We start from the raw sequence: 24,374 nt of genomic DNA, 5'->3' as shown, positions 1-24,374 counted from the left end.
ACCGACGCCGAACCCACCGGCACCGGCAGCGATACCTGCCACGGTCGTTTCGCCCGGCTGGTCCCGTACGGGCAGGTGAGGCAGATCATCGAGTTCGCGACCGTCGATCCCACGGCGACAGGTGAGCAAACCATCACCTACACGTCGCACGACACCGGCGGCTGCATCGATGTCGAGGCAGTGCGCGACGGGTTGCCGGATGCCATCGCGTGAACTCGGCCGGTGGATCTCGCTGGGCGAACTCGCGGCTATGGCCGAGGCGGCACGCTGAACGGTAGCGGGTTCGTGGCGACCATCCGAACCCGTGCCTACAGTGGGATAGATGTCGCCGATGGACGCCCGGCACCCGTCCACCGTCTCCGACTGGGACGACACGCGACGCCGAGCTCGGCTGCGGGACACGAGCCTGGGGCACGGGTGGAAGACGTTGCGCCGCACCAGGGTGACGCTGCTGCGGGTGGCCGCACTGCTGCTGGCCGGACTGGTGGTGTTCGCGCAGTACTGGAAGTACGACGTCGCGCCGGAACAAGCGCGACTGGCGCGCACCGAGCCCGCCATCCTGCCCGTCGCCGCGCCGGTGGACCCGCAGAACTGGGACACCGTCGTGGTGGACCTGGTCGGGCTCGGCGGGCTGGACGCCAGTGACACCGCCACCGCGCTGCCCGCGCTGCGCCGGATGGGCATGGTGTGGGCGATCCGCTACGACAACGAGGGCATCGACACCAAGGTGATCGCCGACCTCATCGTGCGCGCCGCCGAGCTGTCCGGCCTGCGCAACGTCGTGCTCGTCGGCCACAGCATGGGTGGGGTGATCGCGCTGGAGGTCGCCGAGCACATCCACCGTGACAGCGACCGCAGGCTGGCCGGGGTGATCCTGGACTGCACGCCGATGGACCTGAACGCGGTCCGTCCGGAGAGCCGGGGTCGCGGTGAGGACATGCTGCGCTGGATGGGCTGGTTGCCCGGCGCCCGGGAAAGCCGCAGCCTACGGCTGGCCGTGGAGACCTACGCCCGCCGGGACCGTTTCCTCGACCGTGGCGACGGGCCGCTCGGCGTGAAATTCGGCAAGCTGGGCGAGGTGCTGGCGGAAGTGCTGCGGGACAAGATCGTCTCGCGCGACGCCGCGAGCAACGGTCTGATCGAATCCCAGTTCACCGCGATCGTGGCCGGTGGCGCGACCGACGACTTGCGCACACTGGCCCAGCCCGTGGCGGACAAGCCACGACCCGCCATCGTCTTCATCCGGCCGCGCGACGCGAGCGCCGACCGCGTGGTGGACGTCGAGTACTCCCACCGGGTGCTGATCGAGCGGTCCGGCGGCGTGGACGGTACACTGCTGGTGGTGCTCGCGCGAAACACCGGGCATGCCAACCCGATGCAGCGCCCGCGGGAATACAACACGGTGATCGAGCAGCAGATCCTGCCGTTCCTGCAGCGCTATCAGCAACAGGTCCGGTCGACGATGGTGGCCGCCCCGCCGCGCTGAGGGGTTCGAACCAGGCTGAGACAAACCGTTTCCGTGCCGGTTTCGTCTTGTTTCAATCGCCTTATGTTCCGACCAAGTACGTTCCGGTCCGGCCGCCGCGGCCGCGCGACCGCCGCATTGCTCGCCGTGGCGACCGTTGCGACCCTCGGACTCACCGGCTGCGCGAAGGACGACGAGCCGGTCGGTCCCGCCGCCGACGGACCACTGCCGACCGAGGTTCCCGCCGGAACCACCCTGGTGGTCGCCGACCAGTCCGAACGGCTGCAATCCGTGTTGCGCATCTCCGGCGAGCTCGACAAGCTCCCGTTCAAGGTGGAGTTCGCCAACTTCGTCGGCGGCCCCGCCATCCTGGAGGCGTTCCGCGCGGGCGCCGCCGACGTCGCGCAGGTCGGCGACGTCCCCCCGATACACGCACTCGTCGCCGGACAGGACGTTCCGATCGTCGCGTCGTACCAGACCAGCACGACCGCCCTGAAGCTCGCGGTGGCGCCGGGCAAGTCGGTGGCGAAGCTCGCTGATCTGAAGGGTAAGAAGATCGCCTACGCCGAGGGCACCGCTCAGCAGGCCGCCGTGTTGCGCGCCATCGACAAGGCCGGGCTCACCACCTCCGACGTGCAGCTGATCCGGCTGCAACTGGCCGAGTTCCCCGACGCCGTGCGCACCGGCCAGGTCGATGTCGCGCCGCTGATCGAACCGAACGTCACGCGGTTCCTTCGCACGGCGGGCGCCTCGCTGGTCCAGGACTCCGAGACCGCGGGCATCTACGGTGGCCTCGCTTATCTGTATGCCCGCCGCGCCGTCGTGCGGGACCCGGCGAAGGCGGCCGCCACCCGCGCGCTGGTCGGTGCGTTCGTCCGGGCCTACCAGTGGGCCAACACCCACCCGGAGGAGTGGGCGCGCCGGTACTACGTGGAGAACCAGAAGGTGAGCGCCGACGACGCCAAGCGGATCGTGGACTCGCTGGGCACCTACGTCTTCCCGCATCTGGACCAGCGACTCGTCGACCGTCAGCAGTCCACCATCGACGCCATCGCCAAGGCCGGGGAACTGCCGAAGAAGGTGCAGGCGTCCAACGGCTTCGACCTGCGCTTCGACGCCGCGATCACCGCGGCGGTCACCGAGAGCGGCGCATCGTTCGAACCGAAGGCACGCTGATGGCGACCCTGGACGCCGCGGTGCTGCGCCGCATCGGCCTCGGCCGCTCCGCGCAGCCGGTACTGGCGAAACGCAAACCGGCCCGGCCGCGCCTGGGGCCGGGCCGCCCGATCCCGTTCGGCATCGCGGTGGGACCTTCGTTGCTGATCGCCGCGTGGGTGGCCGGTTCCGCGACGGGCACACTGGATCCGGAAACCCTGCCCGCACCGTGGACGGTCGCCGAGACCGCCGGTGACCTGATCGCCGACGGCCGGCTGCAGAGCAATCTGCTGACCTCCGTGCAGCGCGCCGTGATCGGGCTCGGGCTCGGGGTCGCGATCGGCCTGGTGCTGGCGCTGCTGGCCGGGCTGAGCCGGGTCGGTGAAGCATTGGTGGACGGGCCGATCCAGATCAAGCGCGCCATTCCCACCCTCGCGCTGATCCCGCTGTTCATCGTGTGGTTCGGCATCGGCGAGGAAATGAAGCTGGTGGTGATCACCACCAGCGTGGCGATCCCGATCTACCTGAACACGCACGCCCACCTGCGCAGCGTCGACGCCGGATACGTGGAACTCGCGCAAACGGTGGGGCTGTCGCGGTGGGGGTTCGTCCGCCGGATCGCGCTGCCGGGATCGCTGCCCGGTTTCTTCACCGGTCTGCGGCTGGCCGTCACCATCTCGTGGCTGGCGCTGGTCGTGGTGGAACAGGTCAACGCCACCAGCGGCATCGGTTATCTGATGACCCAGGCCCGCACCTACGGCCAGATCGAGATCATCGTGGTCGGCCTGGTCATCTACGGCCTGCTGGGCCTGTTCGGCGACATCCTGGTGCGCGCGGCGGAAAGGAGGGCGCTGTCATGGCGACAGACACTCGGGGACTGAGCGTCGTGCGCGCCCGGCGGCTGCGCCGTGGCTTCGGCGACCGGGTCGTGCTGCGCGACCTCGATCTCGACATCGCCCGCGGCGAGTTCGTCGCCCTGCTCGGCCGCAGCGGTTCGGGTAAGAGCACTCTGCTGCGGGCACTGGCCGAACTGGACTACGACGTGCCGGGCTCCGGCGAGCTGAGTGTGCCCACCGATCGTTCCGTGGTGTTCCAGGACTCCCGGTTGCTGCCCTGGGCGCGTGTGCTGGACAACGTGACCCTCGGGCTCGGCGGTTCGGATGCGGCCGGTCGCGGTCGCGCGGCGCTGGCCGAAGTCGGGCTTGCCGGACGGGAAAAGGCTTGGCCGAAGGAGCTTTCCGGCGGCGAGCAACAACGCGTGGCCCTGGCGCGCTCGCTGGTGCGCGAACCCGAACTCCTGCTGGCGGACGAGCCGTTCGGCGCGCTGGACGCGCTCACCCGGATCAGGATGCACGCGCTGCTGGAGGACCTGTGCGCGAAGCATCGGCCCGCCGTCCTGCTGGTCACCCACGACGTGGACGAGGCGGTGCTGCTCGCCGACCGCGTCCTGGTGCTCGACGACGGGCGCATCGCGGTGGACCAGCGCATCGACCTGGAACGCCCACGCCGTCACGGCGACCCCGCGTTCCTGCGGCACCGATCCCTGCTGCTGGCCAGCCTGGGCGTCGATGTCGCGGACACGCCCACCGACGAGAAGAAAGCCTCATGACTACCGCACCGCGCCAACTCAGCCTCAACGCCTTCATCTACCCTTCCGGCCACCACGAGGCCGCCTGGCGGCATCCGTGGAGCAGTCCCGAGCGGATCTACGACGTCGCCTACTACCAGGAAATCGGACGCACCGCCGAAGCGGCGAAGCTGGACGCGGTGTTCTTCGCCGACGGTCCCGCGCTGCGCACCGAGGTCAAGCACAACGCGGCCTCCGGACTGGAGCCGATCACCCTGCTCACCGCGATCGCCACGGCCACGACGCATCTCGGTCTGATCGCCACCGCGTCGACGACGTACTACGAGCCCTACAACTTGGCCAGGCTGTTCTCCACGCTGGACCACATCTCCGGCGGCCGCGCCGGCTGGAACATCGTCACCACCGGCACCGATCTCGCCGCGGCGAACTTCGGCCTGGACAAGCATCCCGATCATGCCGAACGGTACGCGCGGGCACGGGAATTCGTCGATGCCGTGATCGCGCTGTGGGACAGCTGGGAAGACGACGCCATCGTCCTGGACCGATCCTCCGGCCTGTACGCAGACCCGGAGAAGATCCACCGGATCGACTTCGAAGGCGAACACCTGCGGGTGCGCGGGCCGTTCAACGCGCCGCGCACGCCGCAGGGATACCCGGTGCTGGTACAGGCGGGCTCGTCGAACGACGGCCGCGCATTCGCGGGCAAGTACGCCGAGGCGATCTTCACCGCGCATCAGCAGCTCAGCGACGCGCAGGCGTTCTACGCCGACATCAAGTCGCGCGCCCGCGGCTTCGGGCGCGACCCCGAGCACGTCAAGATCCTGCCCGGGATCAGCCCGTTCATCGCCGACACCGAGGCCGCGGCCAAGAAATTGGAACGGGAGTTCAACGAACTCACCGTGCCGGAGTACGGGTTGGGCCAGCTGGAGGGCATCGCCGGGATCAGCCTGCGACACCTGCCGCTGGACGAGCCGATTCCGGTCGAATTGTTCACCCACGCGGGCGATGTCACCGACAACGGCCAGAGCCGGTTGCAGGTCGTGGCGGGCATCGTGCAGCGCGAACGGCCGACTGTGCGCGGTCTGCTGCACCGTCTCGCCGGTGCGCGCGGTCACCGGGTGTTCGCCGGAACCCCCGAACAGGTCGCCGACACCATCGAGGAATGGTTCCGCAACGGCGCCGCCGACGGTTTCAACGTGATGCCGCCGTACTACCCGGGCGGACTGGAAGTCTTCGCCGAAACGGTTGTGCCGATCCTCCAGGAGCGCGGACTGTTCCGCACCGAGTACACCGGCACCACCCTGCGCGACCACTTCGGCCTGCCCCGCCCCGACAGCCGCTTCGCCCGGCAGCCCGCCCTGACCAGGTGAGCGGCCCGGGCGAAACCGACTGTTCCGCACAGTTTCACCGGTCGGTCCGGCAGAGGACGGCGCCGCTGCGCACCACGGATCGGTCGCACGCGTCCAATGCGGGTGCAGCCGGTGCCGTCTCCCGGGCGCGGGTGGCACCGTCCTCGGGCTATCGCGCCCTGTCGGTCTTTCACAGCAGACGGGAAAAGGCACCGAGCTACTGTTCGGTGCGGCCCGGCGAACGGCACGATATCCGGCTCGAATGGAATCGCCGCGCAGCATGGCGGTCACCGAGCGATCGACGCCGCAAGGGCTGGTCAGCGGGGCGGCGGGCGGTCGGCGCGCTGCGTGAGCCGCGTTGGCGACGAGCCGAGTCGGTAAGCCCCGGAGGGGCGAACTCCGCCACAGGTAGCGGATCGCGATCGGCACGCGGCCCTGCCCCGAACGGTGGTGGCGGCCGGCAGGTGATCGGCTGGGACAGGGCACCGGAGACGCGGGGCGGTTTCCGCCGATCGAGGGCGCGGCGATGAGCGAGCGGTCCGCGGTTTTGGGCGAGGTCGCCATGCCGGTGCGGTTACGGTCGCTGACCTGGACCGTGTTCGTGCCGATGGTGGTGTACGGCGTCGGGTCAGGGGCGGCGGCGCCGATGTACGCGCTGCGGGCGCTGGATCTGGGTGCGTCGGCCGCGATCGCGGGAGTCATCGTCGCGCTGTCCGGGCTGGGCATGGTGCTCACGGATCTGCCCGCTGGACGGGTCGTCGCCAGGATCGGCGAGCGCGGCGCGTTGGCGGTGGGTTCGGTGCTCGGGGCCGTCGGGGTGCTCGCCGCGATCGTCGCGCCGAACGTCGGGGTGCTCGCGCTGGCGATGCTGCTCAATGGCGCGGCGGGCGCGGTGTGGGGCTTGGCTCGCCAGACCTACCTGGTGGCCGTGGTGCCCACCGCCGAGCTCGGGCGCGCGATGTCGACGCTGGCCGGTTCGATGCGGCTGGGTTTCTTCTGCGGACCGTTCCTCGGTGCGGCCGTGGTGCACTCGCTCGGCCCGAACGGGGCGCTGTGGTTGCAACTGGTGACCACGGTGATCTCCGGCGCGGCCATGGCGGCGATCCGGTCGCCGGAGGCAGCGGGCGGGGCAGGGGAGCGGCATTCGCTGGGAGCGGTCGTGGTCGAGCATCGCCGAGTTCTCGGCACGCTCGGCTCGGCCGCGTTGCTGGTCGGCGCCGCACGGGCGGCACGGCTGGCGCTGCTGCCGCTGTGGGCGGCGCACATCGGATCGAGTGCGTCGACCACCAGTTTGGTGTTCGGCGCTGCGGGTGCGGTGGACGTGCTGATGTCCTATCCGGCGGGCGTGTGGCTGGATCGCTACGGCAGGCGCGCCACCGGCGTGCCGTCGATGCTCCTGTTCGCCCTCGGTTTCGGCGCGCTGCCGTTCACCTCCTCGGTGCTCGGTCTCGGCTGCGCCGCCGTGCTGCTCGGGCTCGCCAACGGATTGAGCAACGGGTTGATCATGACGGTCGGCGCCGACGTCGCCCCCGAGGGGCAGCGCGCGGAATTCCTCGGCGCCTGGCGGCTCACCCACGACATCGGCATGTTCGCCGGGCCGGTGGCGGTCGGCGCGATCAGCGCCCTCACCGTCCTCGGCGGGGCGTCCATCGCGCTCGCGGTCACCGCCGCGGCGGGGGCCTACACGATGCACCGCTGGTTTCCCGGCGTGGTCGGGACACCAGCGCGGCGGGAGACCGAGTAGGCGCCGGGTGGCGAAAACAATGTCCACCGTCGGCACATGTCGAACGGACCGCCGTCGCGCCCGGCGTCAGCGGACGCGGGTGCCGAGCAGGTGCCGCACGCCCGCGACGAACAGTTGCAGGCCGAAGTCGAAACGGGCTGTGGCGTCCGTGGTTTCCTCCAGTGGCGAGGCGCCGTCGGGCAGGGCGCCCGCCGAGTCCATCTGCATCCTCGACTGCTCGTCGACGGTCTCGCCGAGGACGTAGTAGAGCAGCGTGAACGCCGCGAGTTCGGCCTCCTGGCGGGGCATGCCCGCGCGAATCGCGGCGCTCACCAGACGCTCTCGTCCCTTGCTCGTGGTGAGCCGGGAAGCGTAAGTCGCCGAGACCAATTCGGCGCCGTCGCGATAGGCCAGCAGGCAGTCGCGCATCCGGTGGGCCAATTCGGTGATCTGACCGGACCATTCCTCGGCCTCGATCGGGTCTTCCATGGGCGCGAGGATCTTGTCCGCGACCGCGCCGAGCAGCGCCTGCTTGTTCGGGAAGTGCCAATACAACGCGCCCGGCTGCACCTGGAGAGAACCGGCCAATCTGCGCATGGTGAGGTCGGCGAGGCCGTATCGGTCCAGAATCGCGATGGCGCCCTCGACCACGTCCGCCCGGTGCAGTTGCACTCGATGCCCTTCCCGTCGTGCTTTGACTCACTCCTACCGCTACCCTAGCCTGAACACCGTTCAAGTTGCACGGCCACCTCGGCCGGACGAAGGGATTCGTGGCAGTGACCCAGGCACCTGTAGACACCACTGCGCCAGCACCGACGCAGGTCGGGACGTCGCGCATTCTGTCGATCGCCCGCGAGCAGGTGCTCGAACGCGGGGAAGGGCTGAACCAGGAGCAGACCCTCGAGGTGCTGCGCTTGGGCGACGACCGGCTGGAGGAGCTGCTCGCCCTGGCCCACGAGGTACGCATGAAGTGGTGCGGTCCCGAAGTCGAGGTCGAGGGCATCATCAGCCTCAAGACCGGCGGCTGCCCCGAGGACTGCCATTTCTGCTCGCAGTCGGGGCTGTTCCAGTCGCCGGTGCGCGCCGCGTGGCTGGACATTCCGAGCCTGGTCGAGGCCGCCAAGCAGACCGCGAAGACCGGCGCCACCGAGTTCTGCATCGTGGCCGCCGTGCGCGGCCCCGACGAGCGCCTGATGGCCCAGGTGGCGGCCGGCGTCGAGGCGATCCGCAACGAGGTCGACATCCAGGTCGCCTGCTCGCTGGGCATGCTCACCCAGGAACAGGTCGATCAACTGGCCGCGATGGGCGTGCACCGCTACAACCACAATCTGGAGACCTCCCGCTCCTACTTCCCGAACGTGGTCACCACGCACACCTGGGAGGAGCGCTGGGACACCCTGCGCATGGTCCGTGCGGCGGGCATGGAGGTCTGCTCCGGCGGCATCCTGGGCATGGGCGAGACGCTGGAACAGCGCGCCGAGTTCGCCGCGAACCTGGCCGAACTCGAACCCGACGAGGTGCCGTTGAACTTCCTCAACCCGCGGCCGGGCACCCCGTTCGGCGATCTCGAGGTGCTGCCCGCGTCCGACGCGTTGCGCGCCGTCGCCGCGTTCCGGCTGGCGCTGCCGCGCACCATGCTGCGCTTCGCGGGCGGCCGCGAGATCACCCTGGGCGATCTCGGCGCCAAGCAGGGCATCCTGGGCGGCATCAACGCCGTCATCGTCGGCAACTACCTGACCACCCTCGGCCGCCCGGCCGAACAGGACCTGGATCTGCTGGGCGAGCTGAAGATGCCGATCAAGGCGCTCAACGAAACACTCTGACCCGGCTCGGTTGCGACGATGAGGCAGGCGAGCATGGGTACTGTCATGAATATGGACGAGCGCTACAACCCGTTCACCGGCAAGCGAATCGTGCCGGGTCTAGACGACGCGATCCCGGCCGCCGCCGCACTCGGCCTGGAGCCGCCGCGTTTCTGCGAACAGTGCGGCCGCCGCATGATCGTGCAGGTGAGCCCGGACGGCTGGTGGGCCAAGTGTTCCCGGCACGGCGTCACCGACTCGGCCGAATTGGAACGCCGCTAGTGGCGTCGTTGCGGGACGAGGCACGCGCGGCGGCGGTGATCGCCGTGGCCGTGGTGATGGTGAGCGCGCTCGCCGGTGCCGGATGGGGCCTGCTGGCGCCGACCGAACGGTTGCTGGTGGTCGAGCCGGGCCGTGGGGTCGCGCTGACCGGTGAGAGCGCGCATCAATTCGACGCGCTGGCGTTGTTCGTGCTCGCGGGGGCGGTGCTCGGTCTGCTCTGCGCGCTCGCCGTGTGGCGGTGGCGCTCGGCGCGCGGGCCGCTGCTGCAACTCGGCCTGCTGGTTGGTTCCGGCGTGGGCGCGGTGGTGATGGCGCGTGTGGGGGAGCAGGTCGCCGAATGGCTGCACCCACGCTCGCACGACCCGCCGGTCGGACAGATCGTCACGTTGCCTATCGAACTGGGCAGTGCGCTGGCGCTGATCGTGCAGCCGCTGATCGCGTCGTTCGTCCTGCTGTTCCTCGCCGCGCTCAGTACGTCGGAGGATCTCGGCAGCGGACGCCGCATCGCGCGGAGCGAGGAGGAAGCCTTCGGCTCCTTCCCGCCCTATGGTGAAGCTGCGAAGGGAGCGGAGCTGCCTTATCGTGGCTACGAGCCTGCCGCGGAAGGATATTCGGTACCCGAATACCGTCCACGGTACTGACGCGTCGCCCGGCGGGTAGCCGCGACGACGGAAGGCTCTCCGAACCACAGTGGGTGTGGGAGCGAAGCGTGCGCTGGAGGAACAGGACGTGACCTTTGTCGGTGGCGGGCCGGTCGTCGAAGAGCTCGACGCCAAGTTCTGGCGGGTGACCGAACCCCTCGTCTATCACGGCGCGAGTCAGGAATTCGTGGTTCCCGCCGGTTTCCGCACCGATTTCGCCTCGGTGCCGCGCGCACTGGTCTGGCTGATCCCGCGCTACGGCAGCTACACCCGCGCCGCGATCCTGCACGACTACCTGCTCAGCTCCGGCACGGTGAGCGTGGCCGACGCCGACGGCATCTTCCGCCGGAGCCTGCACGAACTCGGCGTCTCGCTGCCGCGCCGCTGGATGATGTGGGCGGCCGTACGCGCGGCCCACCGGTTGCGTGGCGCGAGCCCGGCCGACGTCGCCCGGTTCGTTGTCGTCGCCGTCCCGTCGGTGCTCTTCCTGGCGGTACCCGTCACCGTGGTGACGATCTTCCTCCTGCTGTTCTGGTTGGTGGAACTCGCCTTCTGGGCCGTATCCCGGGTGACGCGGCGGACCGAAGCCCCACCCCCGGACCCGCAGATGAGGACGGCCTGACCTTCCACGTCGACCCGGTATCCCCACCCTTTCACGATCAACAGCACATGGTGGAGAGCTCGTCTCGGACGATGCCGCAGCCATATTCCGTCGATCTCGATTTCCTGGCGACGATCGGGGACGTAGCGTTCGAGGTATGGCGGATCTGGTTTTGGGGCCGGTGTTGCGGCATGTCGACGCGACCTCGGCGACCGTCTGGGTGGAAACCGATGACGCGTGTGAGGTGGACGTTCTGGGACGGCGTGCTCGCACGTTCCAGGTGGGGGAGCAGCACTTCGCGCTGGTTTCGATCGATGGACTCGAGCCCGGTGCGTCGATTCCCTACCAGGTGCGGCTCGACGGGGTGGCGGTGTGGCCCGAACCGGGATCCGAGCTGCCGCCTTGCCGGATTCGCACGCGCACCGTGGAGAAGATTTTGTTCGGGTCGTGCCGGGCGGCCAAGGCCACGTCGGGCGTGCTGGAGGCCGACAAGCTGGGGGTGGACGCGCTGGACGCCTACGCCCGGCGCATGATGGGCGCGCCCGAGCGGGAATGGCCGGACGCGCTGCTGCTCCTCGGCGACCAGGTCTACGCCGACGAGCCGACACCGCGGATGACGGAGTGGCTCGCCCAGCGGCGCGGCGGGCAGGAGCCGCGCGGCGAGGTCGTGTCGTTCCGCGAATACGCCGAGCTGTACCACGAGTCGTGGGCGGACCCGGAGATCCGCTGGCTGATGTCGACCGTGCCGACGTCGATGATCTTCGACGACCACGATGTTCGCGACGACTGGAACACCTCGCGCGCATGGCGTGCGCAGATGGCGACGAAGCCGTGGTGGCGCAAGCGCATTCGCGCCGGGCTCGCGTCCTACTGGGTATACCAGCACATCGGCAACCTCGGCCCGGACGAGTTGGCGCGTGACCCGCTCTACCGCCAGGTCACCGAGGCGGGTGCGGACGTGCAGGAGTTGCTGGAGGATTTCGCGGAGCAGGCCGACAAGGAGGTCGACGGCCGCAAACCCGCCCGTTGGAGCTACCGCCGCGACTTCGGCCGGGTCCGGCTGCTGGTGATCGACACCCGCAGCGGCCGAATCCTCGACGGGCAGCGGCTGATGGTCGGGCCGGAGGAGTTCGACTGGATCGAGCGCAACGCCGAGGGCGACTTCGACCATCTGTTGATCGGATCGTCCCTGCCGTGGCTGATGCCCCCCGCGCTGAGCCACTTCCAATCGCTCAACGAGCGTGCGGCGGATCTGCCGGGATGGCGCGGGCGGCTCGGCGAGAAGGTCAGGCAGGCAGCGGATCTGGAGCACTGGCCCGCGTTCCGTGCGTCGTTCGAACGGTTGGCCCGGCTGCTTCATCGGCTGGGCGATGCACCGGGTGCACCCGGCACGATCTGCGTGCTGTCCGGGGACGTGCATCACAGCTACGTCGCAGGCGCGGTTTACCCGCAGCCGACGAAATCTCGAGTGTTGCAACTGGTGTGCTCGCCGGTGCACAACGAACCGTCCAAGCTGCTCCATCCGGCGTTCGCGCTGTCGTGGGCGGCGCCGATCGCGTCGGCGCTGCGGTGGCTCGCGGATCGGCGTGGGATCTCACCGGATCCGGTCCGATGGCGGAAGATCAGCGGCCCGCATTTCGGCAACTCGATCGCCTCCCTCGTCGTCCGTGGCCGGTCCGCGCGGTTCACGCTGGAGACGGCACGGTCGGAAGAGGGGCTGGTCGAGGTGGCAGACCTGGAGCTTTCCGGCGCGCAATGACTCAGCAGCCCGGCATTCTCGACCACCGGGATGCCGCGGCCTGGACGCTCATCACACGCAAAAGCCCCGCACCTGCATGGTGCGGGGCTCCTACCTAGCTACGTCGATCAGATCGCGCGGACGTCCTGAGCCTGCGGGCCCTTCTGTCCTTGGCCGATTTCGAACTCCACGCGCTGCCCCTCTTCAAGGGACTTGAATCCCGAGCCGGACACGGCGGAGTAATGAACGAAGACGTCGGCGCCGCCACCGTCTTGCGCGATGAAGCCGAAGCCTTTTTCGCTGTTAAACCACTTCACACTGCCTTGAGCCATTGCTTACTTCATTCTTTTCTGTAGATGAGCCGAGCCAATCACATCGATTGCTCGATCTCAACGGTCAACACTGCCACGATCCGGCGCTTCGCGACACCGCACGCCCCGTTTTGTGAGCTAACCGACACACGTGGTCCTCGTCGACCCCGCGGCGTGATTCGCTGGATCAGCCTCTGGGGGCGGCCGACCAGCCGACTTCGGCGGCTTCGGGTCGGTGAGCTGTCCAAGCTGTGATGGTTGGGCGGCGAGCACAGTCGGCACCGGGATCGCAGGCAAGGCCTCCGCGGGTCGAAGTATCCGCACCACCGTCGGAGGAGCCGCCGCGGTGCACCCGTGGTCCGCGGCGAAAAGCAGTGGAGGGGGAATCGGTAGCGAGGATAGGGTGGGCGGCCGGAGGCGGCCCTGAGCGGGCCGAGAGGAGGCGGGGATGAAGCGAGCACATCACACGATGGCCGAGACGCCTCCTGTCGCCGAGGAGCGCGCAGATCTAGTGGCTTGGCGGCGGCGAGATGCCCTGCGCCGCAGCAACGCCGCGGGCCCGGTACCGAGCAAGCGGCAGTATCGACGCCAGGACAAGCATCGGAAAGTGGCCACCGACTACTGACTCCAGGCGCCTTCGCGCACGTGCTCGCAGGACCCGGACGAGGCCATACGTCATCCGCGGGTATGTCGGGTGTCCGCAGAGATCGCGCCGCTGATCAGGAGCCGGGTGGGCGGAGTGCGGCGAATTCGTCCGTTACACGCAGCCCGGAGTCGGTGAAGCGGTAGACCGCGGCGGGGCGCCCGCCCGCGCGGCCGGGGGCGGCGGTGGCGCCGGTGGGTGTGATCACCTTTCGGCGGGAGAGGACCCGCTGGAGGTTCGTCGTGTCGACGTCGTATCCAAGCGCCGCGCAGTAGATTTCGCGCAAGGTCGACATCGTGAACCGGTCCGGCGCCAGGGCGAAGGCGATGTTGGTGTAGGACAGTTTCGCCGCCAGGCGGGTGCGGGCGTGGTCTACTACCGTGCGGTGGTCGAAGGACATGTCCGGCAGTGCCGCGACCGGGTGCCAGGCGGTGTCCGAGGGCAGGTGGGGGTCGGCGGTCAGTGGAACGAGGCCGAGGTAGGCCGATGCGATGCGGCGCGGGCTCGGCACCCGGTCGGGGGCGCTGAACACCGACAGTTGCTCCAGATGGCTCAGCTCGCGCACGTCGACCTTCTCGGCGAGTTGGCGGCGGGCGGAGGTGTCGAGATCCTCGTCGTCGCGCAGCCTGCCGCCGGGTAGCGACCAGGTGTCCTTCTGTGGGTCGAGCGCCCGCTCCCACAGCAACACCGCGAGTTCGGTCCGTTGATCGGGCGGGCAACGTCGCAGCATGCTTTCCGTGCGGTCTACGGAGCGTTGACCTGCGGTGATGTCGCTGGGAAAGCGGCGAACCTGGAACACCGCGGTGAGCGATTCGTGGATGGTGCTACTATGGGCCACGTTTTCGATTGTAAGTCGAAAACCTGGTTTGGTGCGAATCGGCGCGCGGCCGACCGCACGAGGAAGGGAGCCATCCATGGCGACGACGGGTGCGAAACTGGCGCCCCCGCTGATGGGGCAGGTGTTCGACGGGCCCTCCGGGTTCGCGGGTGTCGAGGCAACGCCGGAGTGGGCGCGAGAAGTCGAGCGACTGGCTCGGGAGCGCAACGCGACGATCCTGGCGCACAACTACCAGCTGCCGGAGATTCAGGACGTGGCCGACCACGTCGGTGATTCGCTGGCGCTGTCGCGGATCGCGGCCGAGGCGCCCGAGGACACCATCGTGTTCTGCGGCGTGCACTTCATGGCCGAGACCGCGAAGATTCTCAGCCCGGCCAAGACCGTGCTCATCCCGGATCAGCGCGCCGGATGTTCGCTCGCGGATTCCATCACCGCCGACGAACTGCGCGCGTGGAAGGCCGAGCACCCGAACGCGATGGTCGTGTCCTACGTGAACACCACCGCCGAGGTGAAGGCGCTGACCGACATCTGCTGCACGTCGTCCAACGCGGTCGACGTGGTCGCCTCGATCGACCCGGACCGCGAGGTGCTGTTCCTGCCGGACCAGTTCCTCGGCGCGCACGTCAAGCGGGTCACCGGCCGCGCGAACATGCACATCTGGGCCGGTGAGTGCCACGTGCACGCGGGCATCAACGGCGACGAGCTGACCGAGCAGGCGCGCACCCATCCGGACGCGGAGCTGTTCGTGCACCCCGAATGCGGGTGCGCCACCTCGGCGCTGTATCTGGCGGGCGAGGGCGCGTTCCCGGCCGAGCGGGTGCACATCCTGTCCACCGGAGGCATGATCGACGCGGCCAAGGCGGCGAAGTCGAATCAGGTGCTGGTGGCCACCGAGGTCGGCATGTTGCACCAGCTGCGCAAGGCCGCCCCCGGCATCGATTTCCAGGCCGTGAACGACCGGGCGTCGTGCAAGTACATGAAGATGATCACCCCGGCGGCGCTGCTGCGCTGCCTGGTCGAAGGCCGTGACGAGGTGCACGTCGATCCCGAAACCGCTGCGCTGGGCCGCAATTCGGTGCAGCGGATGATCGCGATCGGCAATCCCGGCGGCGGTGAATGAGTCCGACCGCTGCCCGTAGGGCGGTGGTTCGTTCTCCGGCGGAACACGGTGGCCGCGGTGCTGACCACCGTGTCCGCGCCGGGGAACGTTCGCGGACCGGAAGACGGAGAGGCGCGGGCCGATGACAACCCGGGTTTCGATCGACTGGGAGGCCGAGGCCGATCTGGTCGTGATCGGCGGCGGCGTAGCGGGACTGACCGCGGCGCGCACGGCGTCACTGCGTGGCATGCGGGTGCTCACGCTCAGTAAAGGTGGCCCGACCGATACGTCCACCCAGTACGCCCAAGGCGGCATCGCCGTCGTCGCGCCGCACGGTGACTCGGTCGAATCGCACGTGCACGACACGGTGGAGGCGGGCGCCGGATTGTGCGAGGCGGACGCCGTGCGCTCCATCGTCGAGGGCGGGCAGGCCGCGGTGGCCGCGCTGACCGACCTGGGCGCGGTGTTCGACCTCGGCCGCGACGGCCAGATCTCGCGGACCCGCGAGGGCGGGCACAGCACCCGCCGGATCATTCACGCGGGCGGCGACGCCACAGGCGCGGAGGTACAGCGCGCGCTGAACGAGGCCGGTCTGCCCGTGCTGTTCGGCGCGGCCGTCGGTGAGATCGTCACCGGGCCGAACGGTGTGCGCGGCGTGGTCGCGGTGTCGGAGAACGGATTCGGCGTCGTCCACGCGCCCGCCGTGCTGCTGGCCACCGGTGGTCTCGGTCAGTTGTACGCGCTCAGCACCAATCCGCCGGGCGCCACCGCGGACGGCGTCGCGCTCGGGCTGCGGGCCGGTGCGGCCGTCGCCGATCTCGAGTTCGTGCAGTTCCATCCGACGGTGCTGTACACCCCCGGCGGAATCGGGCGCAGGCCGCTGATCAGTGAAGCAGTGCGTGGCGAAGGCGCGACGCTGGTCGACACCGAAGGCAATCCGGTGACCGCGGGGGTGCATCCGCGCGGTGACCTGGCTCCCCGCGATGTCGTCTCCCGTGCCATCGCCGCGCGCATGCGGGCACTCGGCACCGAGCACGTCTATCTCGACGCGCGCTCGATCGACGGTTTCCCGCAACGGTTTCCGACGATCACCGCTTCGTGCCTGGCGGTGGGCATCGATCCGCGCGCGGATCTCATCCCGGTCGCACCCGCCGCGCACTACCAGTGCGGAGGAGTCGTCACCGACACCCACGGCCGCACCGGAGTGCCCGGCCTGTACGCGGCCGGTGAGGTCGCGCGCACCGGACTGCACGGGGCGAACCGGTTGGCGTCCAACAGCTTGCTGGAGGGCCTGGTGGTCGGCGAGCGCGCCGGCGCGGCGGCTGCCGAGCGGCTCGGTGAGCGGGCCGTGGTGGACGAGCTCCCCGCTCGCACCGCCGAGTTCGCCGACCGTGACGTGGTGCAGGCCCTGATGACCACGCACGCCTCGGTGGTCCGCGACCGCGCCGGTCTCGCCGAAGCGCTCAAGCGGCTCGACGACGTGGTCGTCCGTCGCGACACCTACACCGCCGCCGCACATCCGATCGCCGGAATCGAGGACGCCGCGCTCACCCTCGCGGCGCGCACCCTGCTGGTGGCCGCACTCGCCCGCACCGAGAGCCGGGGCTGTCACACCCGGTCGGATCACCCGGACACCGTGGACGAACTCCGCCGCAGCCTCCCGATCCGGCTGAACGACGACGGCGTCCCCGAGTACGCACCACTTCCCTGACCACACGCGCCGACCAGGGCTGTCCACCGGCCCCGCTCGGCGAGAGAGGAACACTTCGATGGCTTTGGATGCCGCCCTGGATCGCGACGAGGTGCTGCGCGTCATCCGCGCCGCGCTGGACGAGGACCTGCGTTACGGCCCGGACGTCACCACGACGGCCACCGTGCCCGCGGACGCGGTGATCAAAGCGTCGGTGGTGTCGCGGGAACCGGGGACCGTGGCCGGGCTCGACGCCGGTTTGCTGGTGCTCGACGAGGTGATCGGTGCGGGCGAGTACGAGATCACCGATCGCGTCGCCGATGGCACCCGGGTGTCGCCGGGGCAACCCGTCCTGACTGTCATCGCGCCGACGCGCGGTTTGCTCACCGCGGAGCGCACCATGCTCAACCTGGTGTGTCATCTGTCCGGCATCGCGACCGCGACGGCCGCCTGGGTGGACGCCGTCGCGGGCACCCACTGCCGCATCCGCGACAGCCGCAAGACACTGCCCGGATTGCGTGCGCTGCAGAAGTACGCCGTGCGGGTCGGCGGTGGCGTCAACCACCGCATGGGCCTCGGCGACGCCGCGCTGATCAAGGACAATCACGTGGTCGCCGCGGGGTCGGTGGTGGAGGCGCTGCGCGCGGTGCGCGCCGCCGCTGCGGACATCGCCTGCGAGGTCGAGGTCGACAGCCTCGAACAGCTCGACGCGGTGCTCGCCGAGAACGTGGAACTCGTTCTGCTGGACAACTTCCCGCTCTGGCAGACCCAGGCGGCCGTCCAGCGCCGCAACGCCGCGTCCCCCCGGACGAAACTGGAGTCCTCCGGCGGGTTGAGCCTGGACGTCGCCGCCGAATACGCCCGCACCGGCGTCGACTACCTTGCCGTCGGCGCCCTCACCCATTCGGTCCGGGTGCTAGACCTCGGGCTGGACGTGTAGGCGCCCGGGTACTTGGTGCGCACAGGGTCGAGTCGCCCGGCGGTAACCGTCGCCGGCGGCATGGACGGTCGCATGGTCCGCTCCGATAGACAGCGGGCCGACGTCGATCGAGCAGCAGAGGGCGTCGTGCGGAACGCCGCCGCGTCCTCGTCAGCTGTCACGGACCATCGTGCGCTGGTGCACACGTTCGCCGCGGTAGCGTAGGCCGGGGACCAGGGGCTCCGGCCCGTGCGCGGTGAAGCCCATGCGTTCGAAAAATCGCACCGCACGGACGTTTTCGGTCAATGTCTGCAAGTGACAGCCCGGCGAGCGGGTCTCGGCGAGCCGCTCGAACCAGCGGACCATCAGCCGGTCGGCGGCGCCGGTGCCCCTGGCCTCCGGCGCGACGTTGATGTGCAGGTGGCTCGGCCTGCGCTCGTCGTGGAAGTCGCCCGCCGTCGGCGCGCGGCGGATCGCCGCACCGGCGACATCGGCGATGCTGCGCGCGAAGAATCCGGCGGGCCCGCGCCGGAAGATCAAACGGTGACGGCGGATCGCCTGATCGATCCGCTCGCTCTCGCTGGGAAAGGCCGCACTGTCCACGCAGCCGGTCAGATACCCGACCAGTTCGCCCCCGGACTCCGCGACGAACAGTGACTCCGATTCCAGATCCATGTACGGCTCCAGATAGATCGCCGCCTCGGACTCCGGATGCCCCCACAGCGACTCGGTCGGCGAACCCGCACCCGCTCGAACGAACAGGGCGCGCAGCGCGTCTCGGTCGCTGTCGGTGAACCCGCGAATCTCCATGCCTTCCAAACTAGCCGGTACCGGTCGAACGGCTCAGGCGGTGAGCTCGCGTTCCAGCGGTGTCCGGAAGCGTGGGATGGCGCGGACCTCGCCGAACCAGCCGGCGACGCGTTGTGCTTGCGCGGCGATCAGCGCTTCGGCGTCCGCGCCCACGTCGTCGAGGAGGCGGTAGACGATCTCGCCGTCCTTACGTTGCGCCCAGCCGCCGACGATGCGCCCATCCCACCAGACGGTGGGTCCGATATTGCCGTTGCGATCGAACAGGCGCGGAGCGTGCCCGCCGAGATACCACTCCCGCGCCTGCCAGCCCATCGGCGTCGGGTCGAGGGCGGGCAGCAACGCCGCCCAGGGTTCCGGCGCGGCGACCGGGTCCACGTCGTCGGCCAGGAGCACGCCGGTCACGCCGTCCAGATCGACCTCGACCAGATCCAGGGCGCCGAGTGCCGCGCGCACCTCGCCGAGCGTCCACCCGGTCCACCACTTCACGTCGGACACCGGCGCGGGACCGAAGGCGCGCAACCAACGGCGGACCAGTTCCACCCTGGCCTCGGCGGCGGATAGCGCGGGAACTCCCTCCGGCAACCACGATTCGGTCGGCGCCCAGCTGTACTGGCTGCTGGTCCAGCCACCGTTCGGCCTGCCGCGCACGATGCGGCCCGCACAGCCGAGAGTCACCAGCACCCAGGTGGTGATGTTCGTCGGCTTCGAATACGCCTTCTCCGGAGCGGTGTTCACCTGGGTGCGCAACCGCGGGACATCCTTGCTCAGCTGCGCGCCGGTCGCCGCGCCGCGGGCCAGCAACGCCTTGTGCGTCTCGGCTTCGACCTCCGCCCACCAGCCGGCCGTGTCGCCGTCCCCGATGCCCGCTTGCGCCAGGTACTTGCCGTAGTTGCGTCGTTGCTTGTGCGCCAGCGCGTCCGCGCACGAAGCCTGGAGAATCGGAACCGAATCCACCGGCACCACGAACATGGTGCGGCGCATGGCGAGCATCCGCAGCAGCGAACGGTCCTCGTAGAGCGCTTGTTCGACATCCGAGGGCGCGAGTCCGTCGGCGCGGGCCGCGACGGAGAGGAACACGGTCGCCGGATCGGTCGCGTGCAGGGCGACCACTGAGCGGGCGATCTCCGCGACCCGCTCGGTCCGCTCCGGCATCGCCAGCCGGTGTCGCACCGCCAGCCGAGCGCGCCGCTGCGCGGCATCAATCGAACGCATAGGCGAATCGTAGCGTTCGCGCCGTGGTTCAGAGGCCGAAGCGCTCCGGGGCCAGGCGCAGCGTCCGGCAGGCGTCGCGGACGGCCTCGGCCGCTTCCGGGCCGCAGGCGCCGGCGCCGCTGCCGATCAGTATGCCGGTGCGGATCACCGCGTCCGCCTCGGCCGGCTTTCCACCCGCTTTGGCGATCTGCCGCAGCACGTGCGCGCAGCCGCGGATCGGATCGTTCGCCAGCCGATTGCAGTTGTCCTCGAACAGGGCGCGCAAGTCGTCGACCGGGAAATTGCGCAGGACCGGATCGGCCGTGACCAGCTCGGCGACGGTGGCGCGGTCGGCCACCGCGGTCGTGCCGTCGGCCACCGCGACCAGTGCACACAGGGCGACGGCGGCGTCACGAAAGTTGCCGCCGCGCAACTGGTTCCGTTTGGCGAGCAACTGTTCTCGCCACATCGCGGCGGTCTCGGCCGAACCGATCAGGGTCACGTCGGGGATGCGCCGGGGTGCGAAGGTCATGGCTGACTCCATGAGAAGACGTCCGAACGCGCGGACCCGTGCCATCCGGACTCGGAATGAATACCGGGACCGTAACAGGGCGCGAACGCCGGAGCCTGCCCCCAAAATTCGGGATCGGTTCTCGGGTTCCCCGGCGCGGATCAGGGCGAGCGGGACGCCCGGACGCCGTGACATCATCCGAGGATGCGACGGGCATATCCGGTACTCCTCCTCTGCTGCGCGCTGGTCGGCGTGCTCGTGACGACAATCTCCGCGGCGCCGCGTGTTTCGGCGGATCCGGCCTGCGCGGCGGGTGTGGTGGTGCGCCCGGTCTCGCTGACCGTGGACGGTGAGGAGGCGACCGGGCGCGTCTACGAGCCCTACCGGTGCGCCGAGGGCGATGTGACCGCGCAAGCGCTCGTGGTCGCGGTGCACGGGCACGACGGGTCGTCGGCGGACTTCGCCGGCTACCTCGACTCGATCGCGCGGCGCACCACGACCCCGATCCTGTCGATGGACCTGCGCTCCGCGCAGAGCAGATGGCGCACCGGAGAGTGGAATCTGTGGGCGGGCTGGCGCGACATCGTCGCCGCGACCGACTGGTACCGGCAGGACCACCGCTCGATCGCCCGCACGGTGCTGTGGGGCTGGAGCCAGGGCGGTATCACCAGCGGCCTGGCGGCGGCGCACGGTCCGCGCGGGATGTTCGACTACTGGGTCGACAACTACGGTCCCGCCGACGATTTCACGATGTGGCTGGGCGCGGTGGTCGTAGATCCGGCACTGCCCGCGCAGATCGAGCGCGACGCCGGTGATTGCCCGCCCGCCGCCTGTCCGCTCGCCTACGCCGAACGCTCGCCCGCGCTGCTGGCGGCCCGGATGGACGTGCGGCGCGCCTTTCTGATCCACGGCACCGCCGACGACGTGGTGCCCTACGCCACCAGCGTGGAGATGCGCGCGGGACTTGCCGCCGCGGGCAAGCCCGCCTCGATGTACACCATCCTCACCGGGCGTGACCTGAACGGCCGGGTGGCGCCGGGCGACCACAGCGTCGGCCCTGCCTTCTTCGAGGGCGGCTGCGTCGTCGAGCGACTGCTGCTCGGCACGGAACCGGTCGACGGCCCGGACCGCGACTATGTCGTGGACGTCGCGCACGGCGTCGTCACCGCCCCGCCCGCCCCCGCGGGCGCGAAATGCGCGGCGTGAGGCCGGGAACATGATCGTCCCTCCGCGCGGTTGAGTGAGAAGACCGAACGACGAAGCGAGGACGTGATGAGCAAGCCGACCGACCCGGCCTACCACTGGAACGGAGCGGATCTCGATCTGGACGCCTACCTGGCCAGGATCGGTTTCGACGGCGAGCGCGCCCCGACCGTCCGGACGCTGCACGACCTGGTGCGGGCGCACACCACCGCTATCCCGTTCGAGAACTTGGAGATCATCCTGGGCCGGTCGATCCCGCTCGACCTGGCGACTTTGCAGGACAAGATCGTGCGCCGCCGCCGGGGCGGCTACTGCTACGAGAACGTCGGACTGTTCGCGGCCGCGCTGGAACGACTCGGTTTCGGCGTCACCGGCCTGAGCGGCCGGGTGAGCATGGGCGCGGGCGCGGGTTTGCGCCCCGCCACGCACGCCTTGCTGCGCGTGACGACCACCGGCGACGACCGGGTCTGGCTGTGCGACGTCGGCTTCGGCGCCGGACCGCTCGCGCCATTCGAATTATCGTCCGAGACGGGCGAATTCACGGCGGGGGAGTGGAAGTTCCGGCTGGAGCGCACACGCGGGGAGCTGGATTCCGAGCTGTGGGTGCTGCACCAATACGGCCGCGACGGGTGGATCGATCGGCACAGCTTCACCCTGAATCCGCAGTACCGCATCGACTACGCCGTCGGCAATCACTTCGTGTCGACCTCACCGCGATCCCCGTTCACCACTCGGCCGTATGTGCAGCGCTTCCACCCGCACGTGCATCACGTGCTGGACGGCACCACGTTCGTCACCGAGTACCCCGACGGGTCGAGCGATACGCGGGAACTGGAACCCGCCGACCTGCCCAAGATCCTCGCCGAGGTGTTCGACATCGACCTCACCGACGCCGACGCCGCCGCGCTGGCGGAGGCCGGGTGGTCGCGCGACTGACATCGCGCCACCGCCCGGCATCGCGTCCGGCCCGATAAGGTCGTCGGCGTGCGTACCAACCGGAAGTCCCTCGTCCTGTTCGCCGCACCGGTGCTCGTGCTCGCCGCCTGCTCGTCCGGACCGGATCAACCCGACACCGTGGCCGGGCAGTTCGCCGAGGCGCTGAACCAGGACGACATCGCCGCGGCGGCCGCGCTCACCGACAACCCGGCCCTGGCCTCCGACACCCTCGGCGCGCTCTACGAGGGGCTGGGTAAGGATGTGCGCTTCGAGGTCCGCTCGGTCGACGACGACGGTTTCGCGCTGGCCGCCACCTGGAAACTGGGCGCGGACGGCAAGTCCGAGTGGACCTACACCACCAACGGCACCGCGCACGACGACGGGAGGGGGTGGCGGGTGAAGTGGGATCCCGCCACCGTCGCCCCGGGATTGGCCGACGGGCCGTTGAGCTACAGCAGGGTCTATCCCGCACCGGCCCGCATACTCGATGCCGCGGGCGGCGAACTGATGACCGAGCAGATCGTCACGCTGGTGATGCTCGCTCCCGGCGCCGACCTCACCGCGGTCGCGGATCTGCTCGGCCCGCTCTCGCCCGGCCTCACCGCGCAGTCGTTGCAGGCCGAACTGGCGGCGGCGCAAGGAAAGCCGATCACCGCGATCACCCTGCGCGAGACGGACCTCGCCCCGATCCAGGAGCGCCTGACCGCGTTGCCGGGCGTCACCCTCGCGCCGCAGACCCGGCTGCTGACGACCGACAAGGCGCTGGCCGCCCCGACACTGTCCGGACTGGCCGACTTGTGGCAGGAGTCCGCCGACGCGAACGCCGGATGGGCGGTGCGCGCCCAGACGCCGCAGGGCACCCAGCGCGTCGCCGGGACGGACCCGAAGCCCACCGCCGACATCGCGACCACGCTCGATCTCGGCATGCAGCGCGCGGCCGAGGCCGCGCTGGCTCCGGTCGCCCAGCCCGCCGCGATCGTCACCCTGCGGCCCTCGACCGGTGAGGTCGTCGCGATCGCGCAGAACGCCGCCGCCGACGCACAGGGCCCGATCGCGCTGACGGGGCTCTACCCGCCGGGTTCGACGTTCAAGACGGTCACCGTCTCCGCCGCGTTGCAGGCGGGCACCGTGACACCCGACACCGTGCTGCCCTGCCCGGGGACCGCGAACATCGAGGGCCGCCGTATCCCGAACGACAACAACTTCGATCTCGGTCCGGTTCCGCTGCACACCGCGTTCGCCCGGTCCTGCAACACCACGATGGGCGCCCTCGGCGTGCGATTGCCCGCCGACGCCCTGACGAAAGCGGCCGCACAGCTCGGACTCGGCATCGACTACGTCACACCGGGCCTGACCACTGTCACCGGAAAAGTTCCGGCGGCGGATACCTCCGCGCTGCGGGTGGAGTCGGCGATCGGTCAAGGGCAGGTAACAGCGTCGCCGTTCGGAATGGCCTTGGTCGCCGCGTCCATCGCCCGCGGCGCCGTGCCCGCGCCCACGCTCGTCGCGGGCAAGCCGGGTACGCCGGACCGCACGCCGGACGCGCTGCCCCCGCAGGTCGACGACCAGCTGAAAGCCATGATGCGCGAGACGATCACCGACGGCACCGCGACGCAATTGCGCGACCTCCCGGGACTGCTCGGCAAGACCGGCACCGCGGAGTACATCGATGACACCCACGCGCACGGCTGGTTCGTCGGCATCGACGGCGACCTGGCATTTGCGGTGTTCATCAGCGACGCGAGCAGTTCTGCGCCCGCGGTGGACGCGGCGGGCCGGATGCTGCGGGCTCGCGGATAGTCCGATTCGGGCGATTTGGGGCCGCGGTAAGGCCCGGCTGACGCGTACGAGTGTTCCGGCGCCCGCTACACTCATCCCC

25 protein-coding genes are annotated in these 24,374 nt (G+C 69.8%); 19 read left to right on the top strand and 6 right to left on the bottom strand.

The window, feature by feature from the left end; translation table 11 throughout:
- The first annotated feature begins 75 nt into the window (after positions 1–75).
- The 7 genes from ACFU5M_RS07425 (at position 76) to ACFU5M_RS07395 (ending at position 7,301) form a co-directional block, all read left to right on the top strand.
- Positions 76–213: a hypothetical protein gene (locus ACFU5M_RS07425; protein WP_379045293.1), complete on the top strand. Its 138-nt coding sequence runs from the start codon at positions 76–78 to the stop codon at positions 211–213.
- A gap of 109 nt (positions 214–322) precedes the next feature.
- The gene (locus ACFU5M_RS07420; protein ID WP_379045290.1) at positions 323–1,486 is read left to right on the top strand and encodes an esterase/lipase family protein; all 1,164 of its coding nucleotides are present in this window, start codon (positions 323–325) and stop codon (positions 1,484–1,486) included.
- A gap of 63 nt (positions 1,487–1,549) precedes the next feature.
- On the top strand, positions 1,550–2,641 hold the full coding sequence (locus ACFU5M_RS07415) for an ABC transporter substrate-binding protein (protein WP_379045287.1): 1,092 nt from the start codon (positions 1,550–1,552) through the stop codon (positions 2,639–2,641).
- The gene (locus tag ACFU5M_RS07410; protein WP_379045284.1) at positions 2,641–3,501 is read left to right on the top strand and encodes an ABC transporter permease; all 861 of its coding nucleotides are present in this window, start codon (positions 2,641–2,643) and stop codon (positions 3,499–3,501) included. Before ACFU5M_RS07415 ends, ACFU5M_RS07410 begins: the two co-directional genes overlap by 1 nt.
- Complete coding sequence (locus ACFU5M_RS07405; RefSeq protein WP_379045279.1) at positions 3,477–4,229, top strand: ABC transporter ATP-binding protein; 753 nt, start codon at positions 3,477–3,479, stop codon at positions 4,227–4,229. Before ACFU5M_RS07410 ends, ACFU5M_RS07405 begins: the two co-directional genes overlap by 25 nt.
- Positions 4,226–5,578, top strand: coding sequence for an LLM class flavin-dependent oxidoreductase (locus tag ACFU5M_RS07400; RefSeq protein ID WP_379045276.1), 1,353 nt, complete (start codon positions 4,226–4,228; stop codon positions 5,576–5,578). The genes ACFU5M_RS07405 and ACFU5M_RS07400 overlap by 4 nt, the downstream gene beginning before the upstream one ends.
- A 505-nt stretch (positions 5,579–6,083) precedes the next feature.
- Positions 6,084–7,301, top strand: coding sequence for an MFS transporter (locus tag ACFU5M_RS07395; protein ID WP_379045272.1), 1,218 nt, complete (start codon positions 6,084–6,086; stop codon positions 7,299–7,301).
- Between the two features lie 66 nt (positions 7,302–7,367).
- Here ACFU5M_RS07395 and ACFU5M_RS07390 read toward each other — a convergent pair whose 3' ends face one another.
- A complete protein-coding gene (locus ACFU5M_RS07390; RefSeq protein WP_379045269.1) occupies positions 7,368–7,952 on the bottom strand; it encodes a TetR/AcrR family transcriptional regulator C-terminal domain-containing protein in 585 nt (194 codons plus the stop codon).
- Positions 7,953–8,056: 104 nt separating this feature from the next.
- Here ACFU5M_RS07390 and bioB point away from each other — a divergent pair, with 104 nt between their 5' ends.
- The 5 genes from bioB to ACFU5M_RS07365 all read left to right on the top strand — a co-directional run bounded on the left by bioB (position 8,057) and on the right by ACFU5M_RS07365 (position 12,365).
- The gene (gene bioB / locus ACFU5M_RS07385) at positions 8,057–9,103 is read left to right on the top strand and encodes a biotin synthase BioB (protein WP_379045266.1); all 1,047 of its coding nucleotides are present in this window, start codon (positions 8,057–8,059) and stop codon (positions 9,101–9,103) included.
- A gap of 33 nt (positions 9,104–9,136) precedes the next feature.
- Positions 9,137–9,364, top strand: a complete 228-nt coding sequence (locus ACFU5M_RS07380) for a hypothetical protein (protein ID WP_062970925.1) — start codon at positions 9,137–9,139, stop codon at positions 9,362–9,364.
- Positions 9,364–10,005 (top strand): DUF2567 domain-containing protein, encoded by a 642-nt coding sequence (locus ACFU5M_RS07375; protein WP_379045263.1) that lies wholly within the window; start codon positions 9,364–9,366, stop codon positions 10,003–10,005. Before ACFU5M_RS07380 ends, ACFU5M_RS07375 begins: the two co-directional genes overlap by 1 nt.
- An 88-nt stretch (positions 10,006–10,093) precedes the next feature.
- Positions 10,094–10,627 carry a DUF1353 domain-containing protein gene (locus ACFU5M_RS07370; RefSeq protein WP_379045260.1) on the top strand — a complete coding sequence of 178 codons (534 nt, stop codon included), beginning with the start codon at positions 10,094–10,096 and terminating at the stop codon, positions 10,625–10,627.
- A gap of 136 nt (positions 10,628–10,763) precedes the next feature.
- Complete coding sequence (locus tag ACFU5M_RS07365; RefSeq protein WP_379045257.1) at positions 10,764–12,365, top strand: alkaline phosphatase D family protein; 1,602 nt, start codon at positions 10,764–10,766, stop codon at positions 12,363–12,365.
- A 107-nt stretch (positions 12,366–12,472) separates the two neighbouring features.
- On the opposite strand, the gene ACFU5M_RS07360 is transcribed toward ACFU5M_RS07365, so the two are convergent.
- Positions 12,473–12,676: a cold-shock protein gene (locus ACFU5M_RS07360; RefSeq protein WP_040741190.1), complete on the bottom strand. Its 204-nt coding sequence runs from the start codon at positions 12,674–12,676 to the stop codon at positions 12,473–12,475.
- Between the two features lie 427 nt (positions 12,677–13,103).
- Here ACFU5M_RS07360 and ACFU5M_RS07355 point away from each other — a divergent pair, with 427 nt between their 5' ends.
- Complete coding sequence (locus ACFU5M_RS07355; protein WP_379045254.1) at positions 13,104–13,280, top strand: hypothetical protein; 177 nt, start codon at positions 13,104–13,106, stop codon at positions 13,278–13,280.
- A gap of 94 nt (positions 13,281–13,374) precedes the next feature.
- On the opposite strand, the gene ACFU5M_RS07350 is transcribed toward ACFU5M_RS07355, so the two are convergent.
- Positions 13,375–14,136 carry an NUDIX domain-containing protein gene (locus ACFU5M_RS07350; protein ID WP_379045251.1) on the bottom strand — a complete coding sequence of 254 codons (762 nt, stop codon included), beginning with the start codon at positions 14,134–14,136 and terminating at the stop codon, positions 13,375–13,377.
- Between the two features lie 76 nt (positions 14,137–14,212).
- On the opposite strand from ACFU5M_RS07350, the gene nadA reads away from it, so the two are divergent.
- The 3 genes from nadA (at position 14,213) to nadC (ending at position 17,865) form a co-directional block, all read left to right on the top strand.
- The gene (nadA, locus tag ACFU5M_RS07345) at positions 14,213–15,256 is read left to right on the top strand and encodes a quinolinate synthase NadA (protein WP_379045247.1); all 1,044 of its coding nucleotides are present in this window, start codon (positions 14,213–14,215) and stop codon (positions 15,254–15,256) included.
- A 121-nt stretch (positions 15,257–15,377) separates the two neighbouring features.
- Positions 15,378–16,946, top strand: coding sequence for an L-aspartate oxidase (locus ACFU5M_RS07340; RefSeq protein WP_379045244.1), 1,569 nt, complete (start codon positions 15,378–15,380; stop codon positions 16,944–16,946).
- A gap of 58 nt (positions 16,947–17,004) precedes the next feature.
- Positions 17,005–17,865 carry a carboxylating nicotinate-nucleotide diphosphorylase gene (nadC, locus tag ACFU5M_RS07335; RefSeq protein ID WP_379045241.1) on the top strand — a complete coding sequence of 287 codons (861 nt, stop codon included), beginning with the start codon at positions 17,005–17,007 and terminating at the stop codon, positions 17,863–17,865.
- 150 nt (positions 17,866–18,015) lie between these two features.
- On the opposite strand, the gene ACFU5M_RS07330 is transcribed toward nadC, so the two are convergent.
- Genes ACFU5M_RS07330 through ACFU5M_RS07320 form a run of 3 tightly spaced genes read right to left on the bottom strand, consistent with a single transcriptional unit; the run spans position 18,016 to position 20,377 of the window.
- Positions 18,016–18,654, bottom strand: coding sequence for a GNAT family N-acetyltransferase (locus ACFU5M_RS07330; RefSeq protein WP_379045238.1), 639 nt, complete (start codon positions 18,652–18,654; stop codon positions 18,016–18,018).
- A 33-nt stretch (positions 18,655–18,687) separates the two neighbouring features.
- Positions 18,688–19,866, bottom strand: a complete 1,179-nt coding sequence (locus ACFU5M_RS07325) for a winged helix DNA-binding domain-containing protein (RefSeq protein WP_379045235.1) — start codon at positions 19,864–19,866, stop codon at positions 18,688–18,690.
- A gap of 28 nt (positions 19,867–19,894) precedes the next feature.
- Complete coding sequence (locus tag ACFU5M_RS07320; RefSeq protein ID WP_379045232.1) at positions 19,895–20,377, bottom strand: TerB family tellurite resistance protein; 483 nt, start codon at positions 20,375–20,377, stop codon at positions 19,895–19,897.
- Positions 20,378–20,560: 183 nt separating this feature from the next.
- Here ACFU5M_RS07320 and ACFU5M_RS07315 point away from each other — a divergent pair, with 183 nt between their 5' ends.
- The 3 genes from ACFU5M_RS07315 (at position 20,561) to ACFU5M_RS07305 (ending at position 24,295) form a co-directional block, all read left to right on the top strand.
- Positions 20,561–21,562, top strand: a complete 1,002-nt coding sequence (locus ACFU5M_RS07315) for an alpha/beta hydrolase family protein (RefSeq protein ID WP_379045229.1) — start codon at positions 20,561–20,563, stop codon at positions 21,560–21,562.
- A gap of 66 nt (positions 21,563–21,628) precedes the next feature.
- The gene (locus ACFU5M_RS07310) at positions 21,629–22,495 is read left to right on the top strand and encodes an arylamine N-acetyltransferase (protein WP_379045226.1); all 867 of its coding nucleotides are present in this window, start codon (positions 21,629–21,631) and stop codon (positions 22,493–22,495) included.
- A gap of 48 nt (positions 22,496–22,543) precedes the next feature.
- Positions 22,544–24,295: a penicillin-binding transpeptidase domain-containing protein gene (locus ACFU5M_RS07305; protein ID WP_379045223.1), complete on the top strand. Its 1,752-nt coding sequence runs from the start codon at positions 22,544–22,546 to the stop codon at positions 24,293–24,295.
- The last annotated feature ends 79 nt before the right edge of the window (positions 24,296–24,374 follow it).

It is taken from the genome of Nocardia sp. NPDC057455, from assembly GCF_042802775.1.
In the GTDB taxonomy this organism is placed as follows: domain Bacteria; phylum Actinomycetota; class Actinomycetes; order Mycobacteriales; family Mycobacteriaceae; genus Nocardia.
The sequence above is the reverse complement of the archived record's forward strand: the minus strand, read 5'-3'. Positions and strand labels throughout refer to the sequence as shown.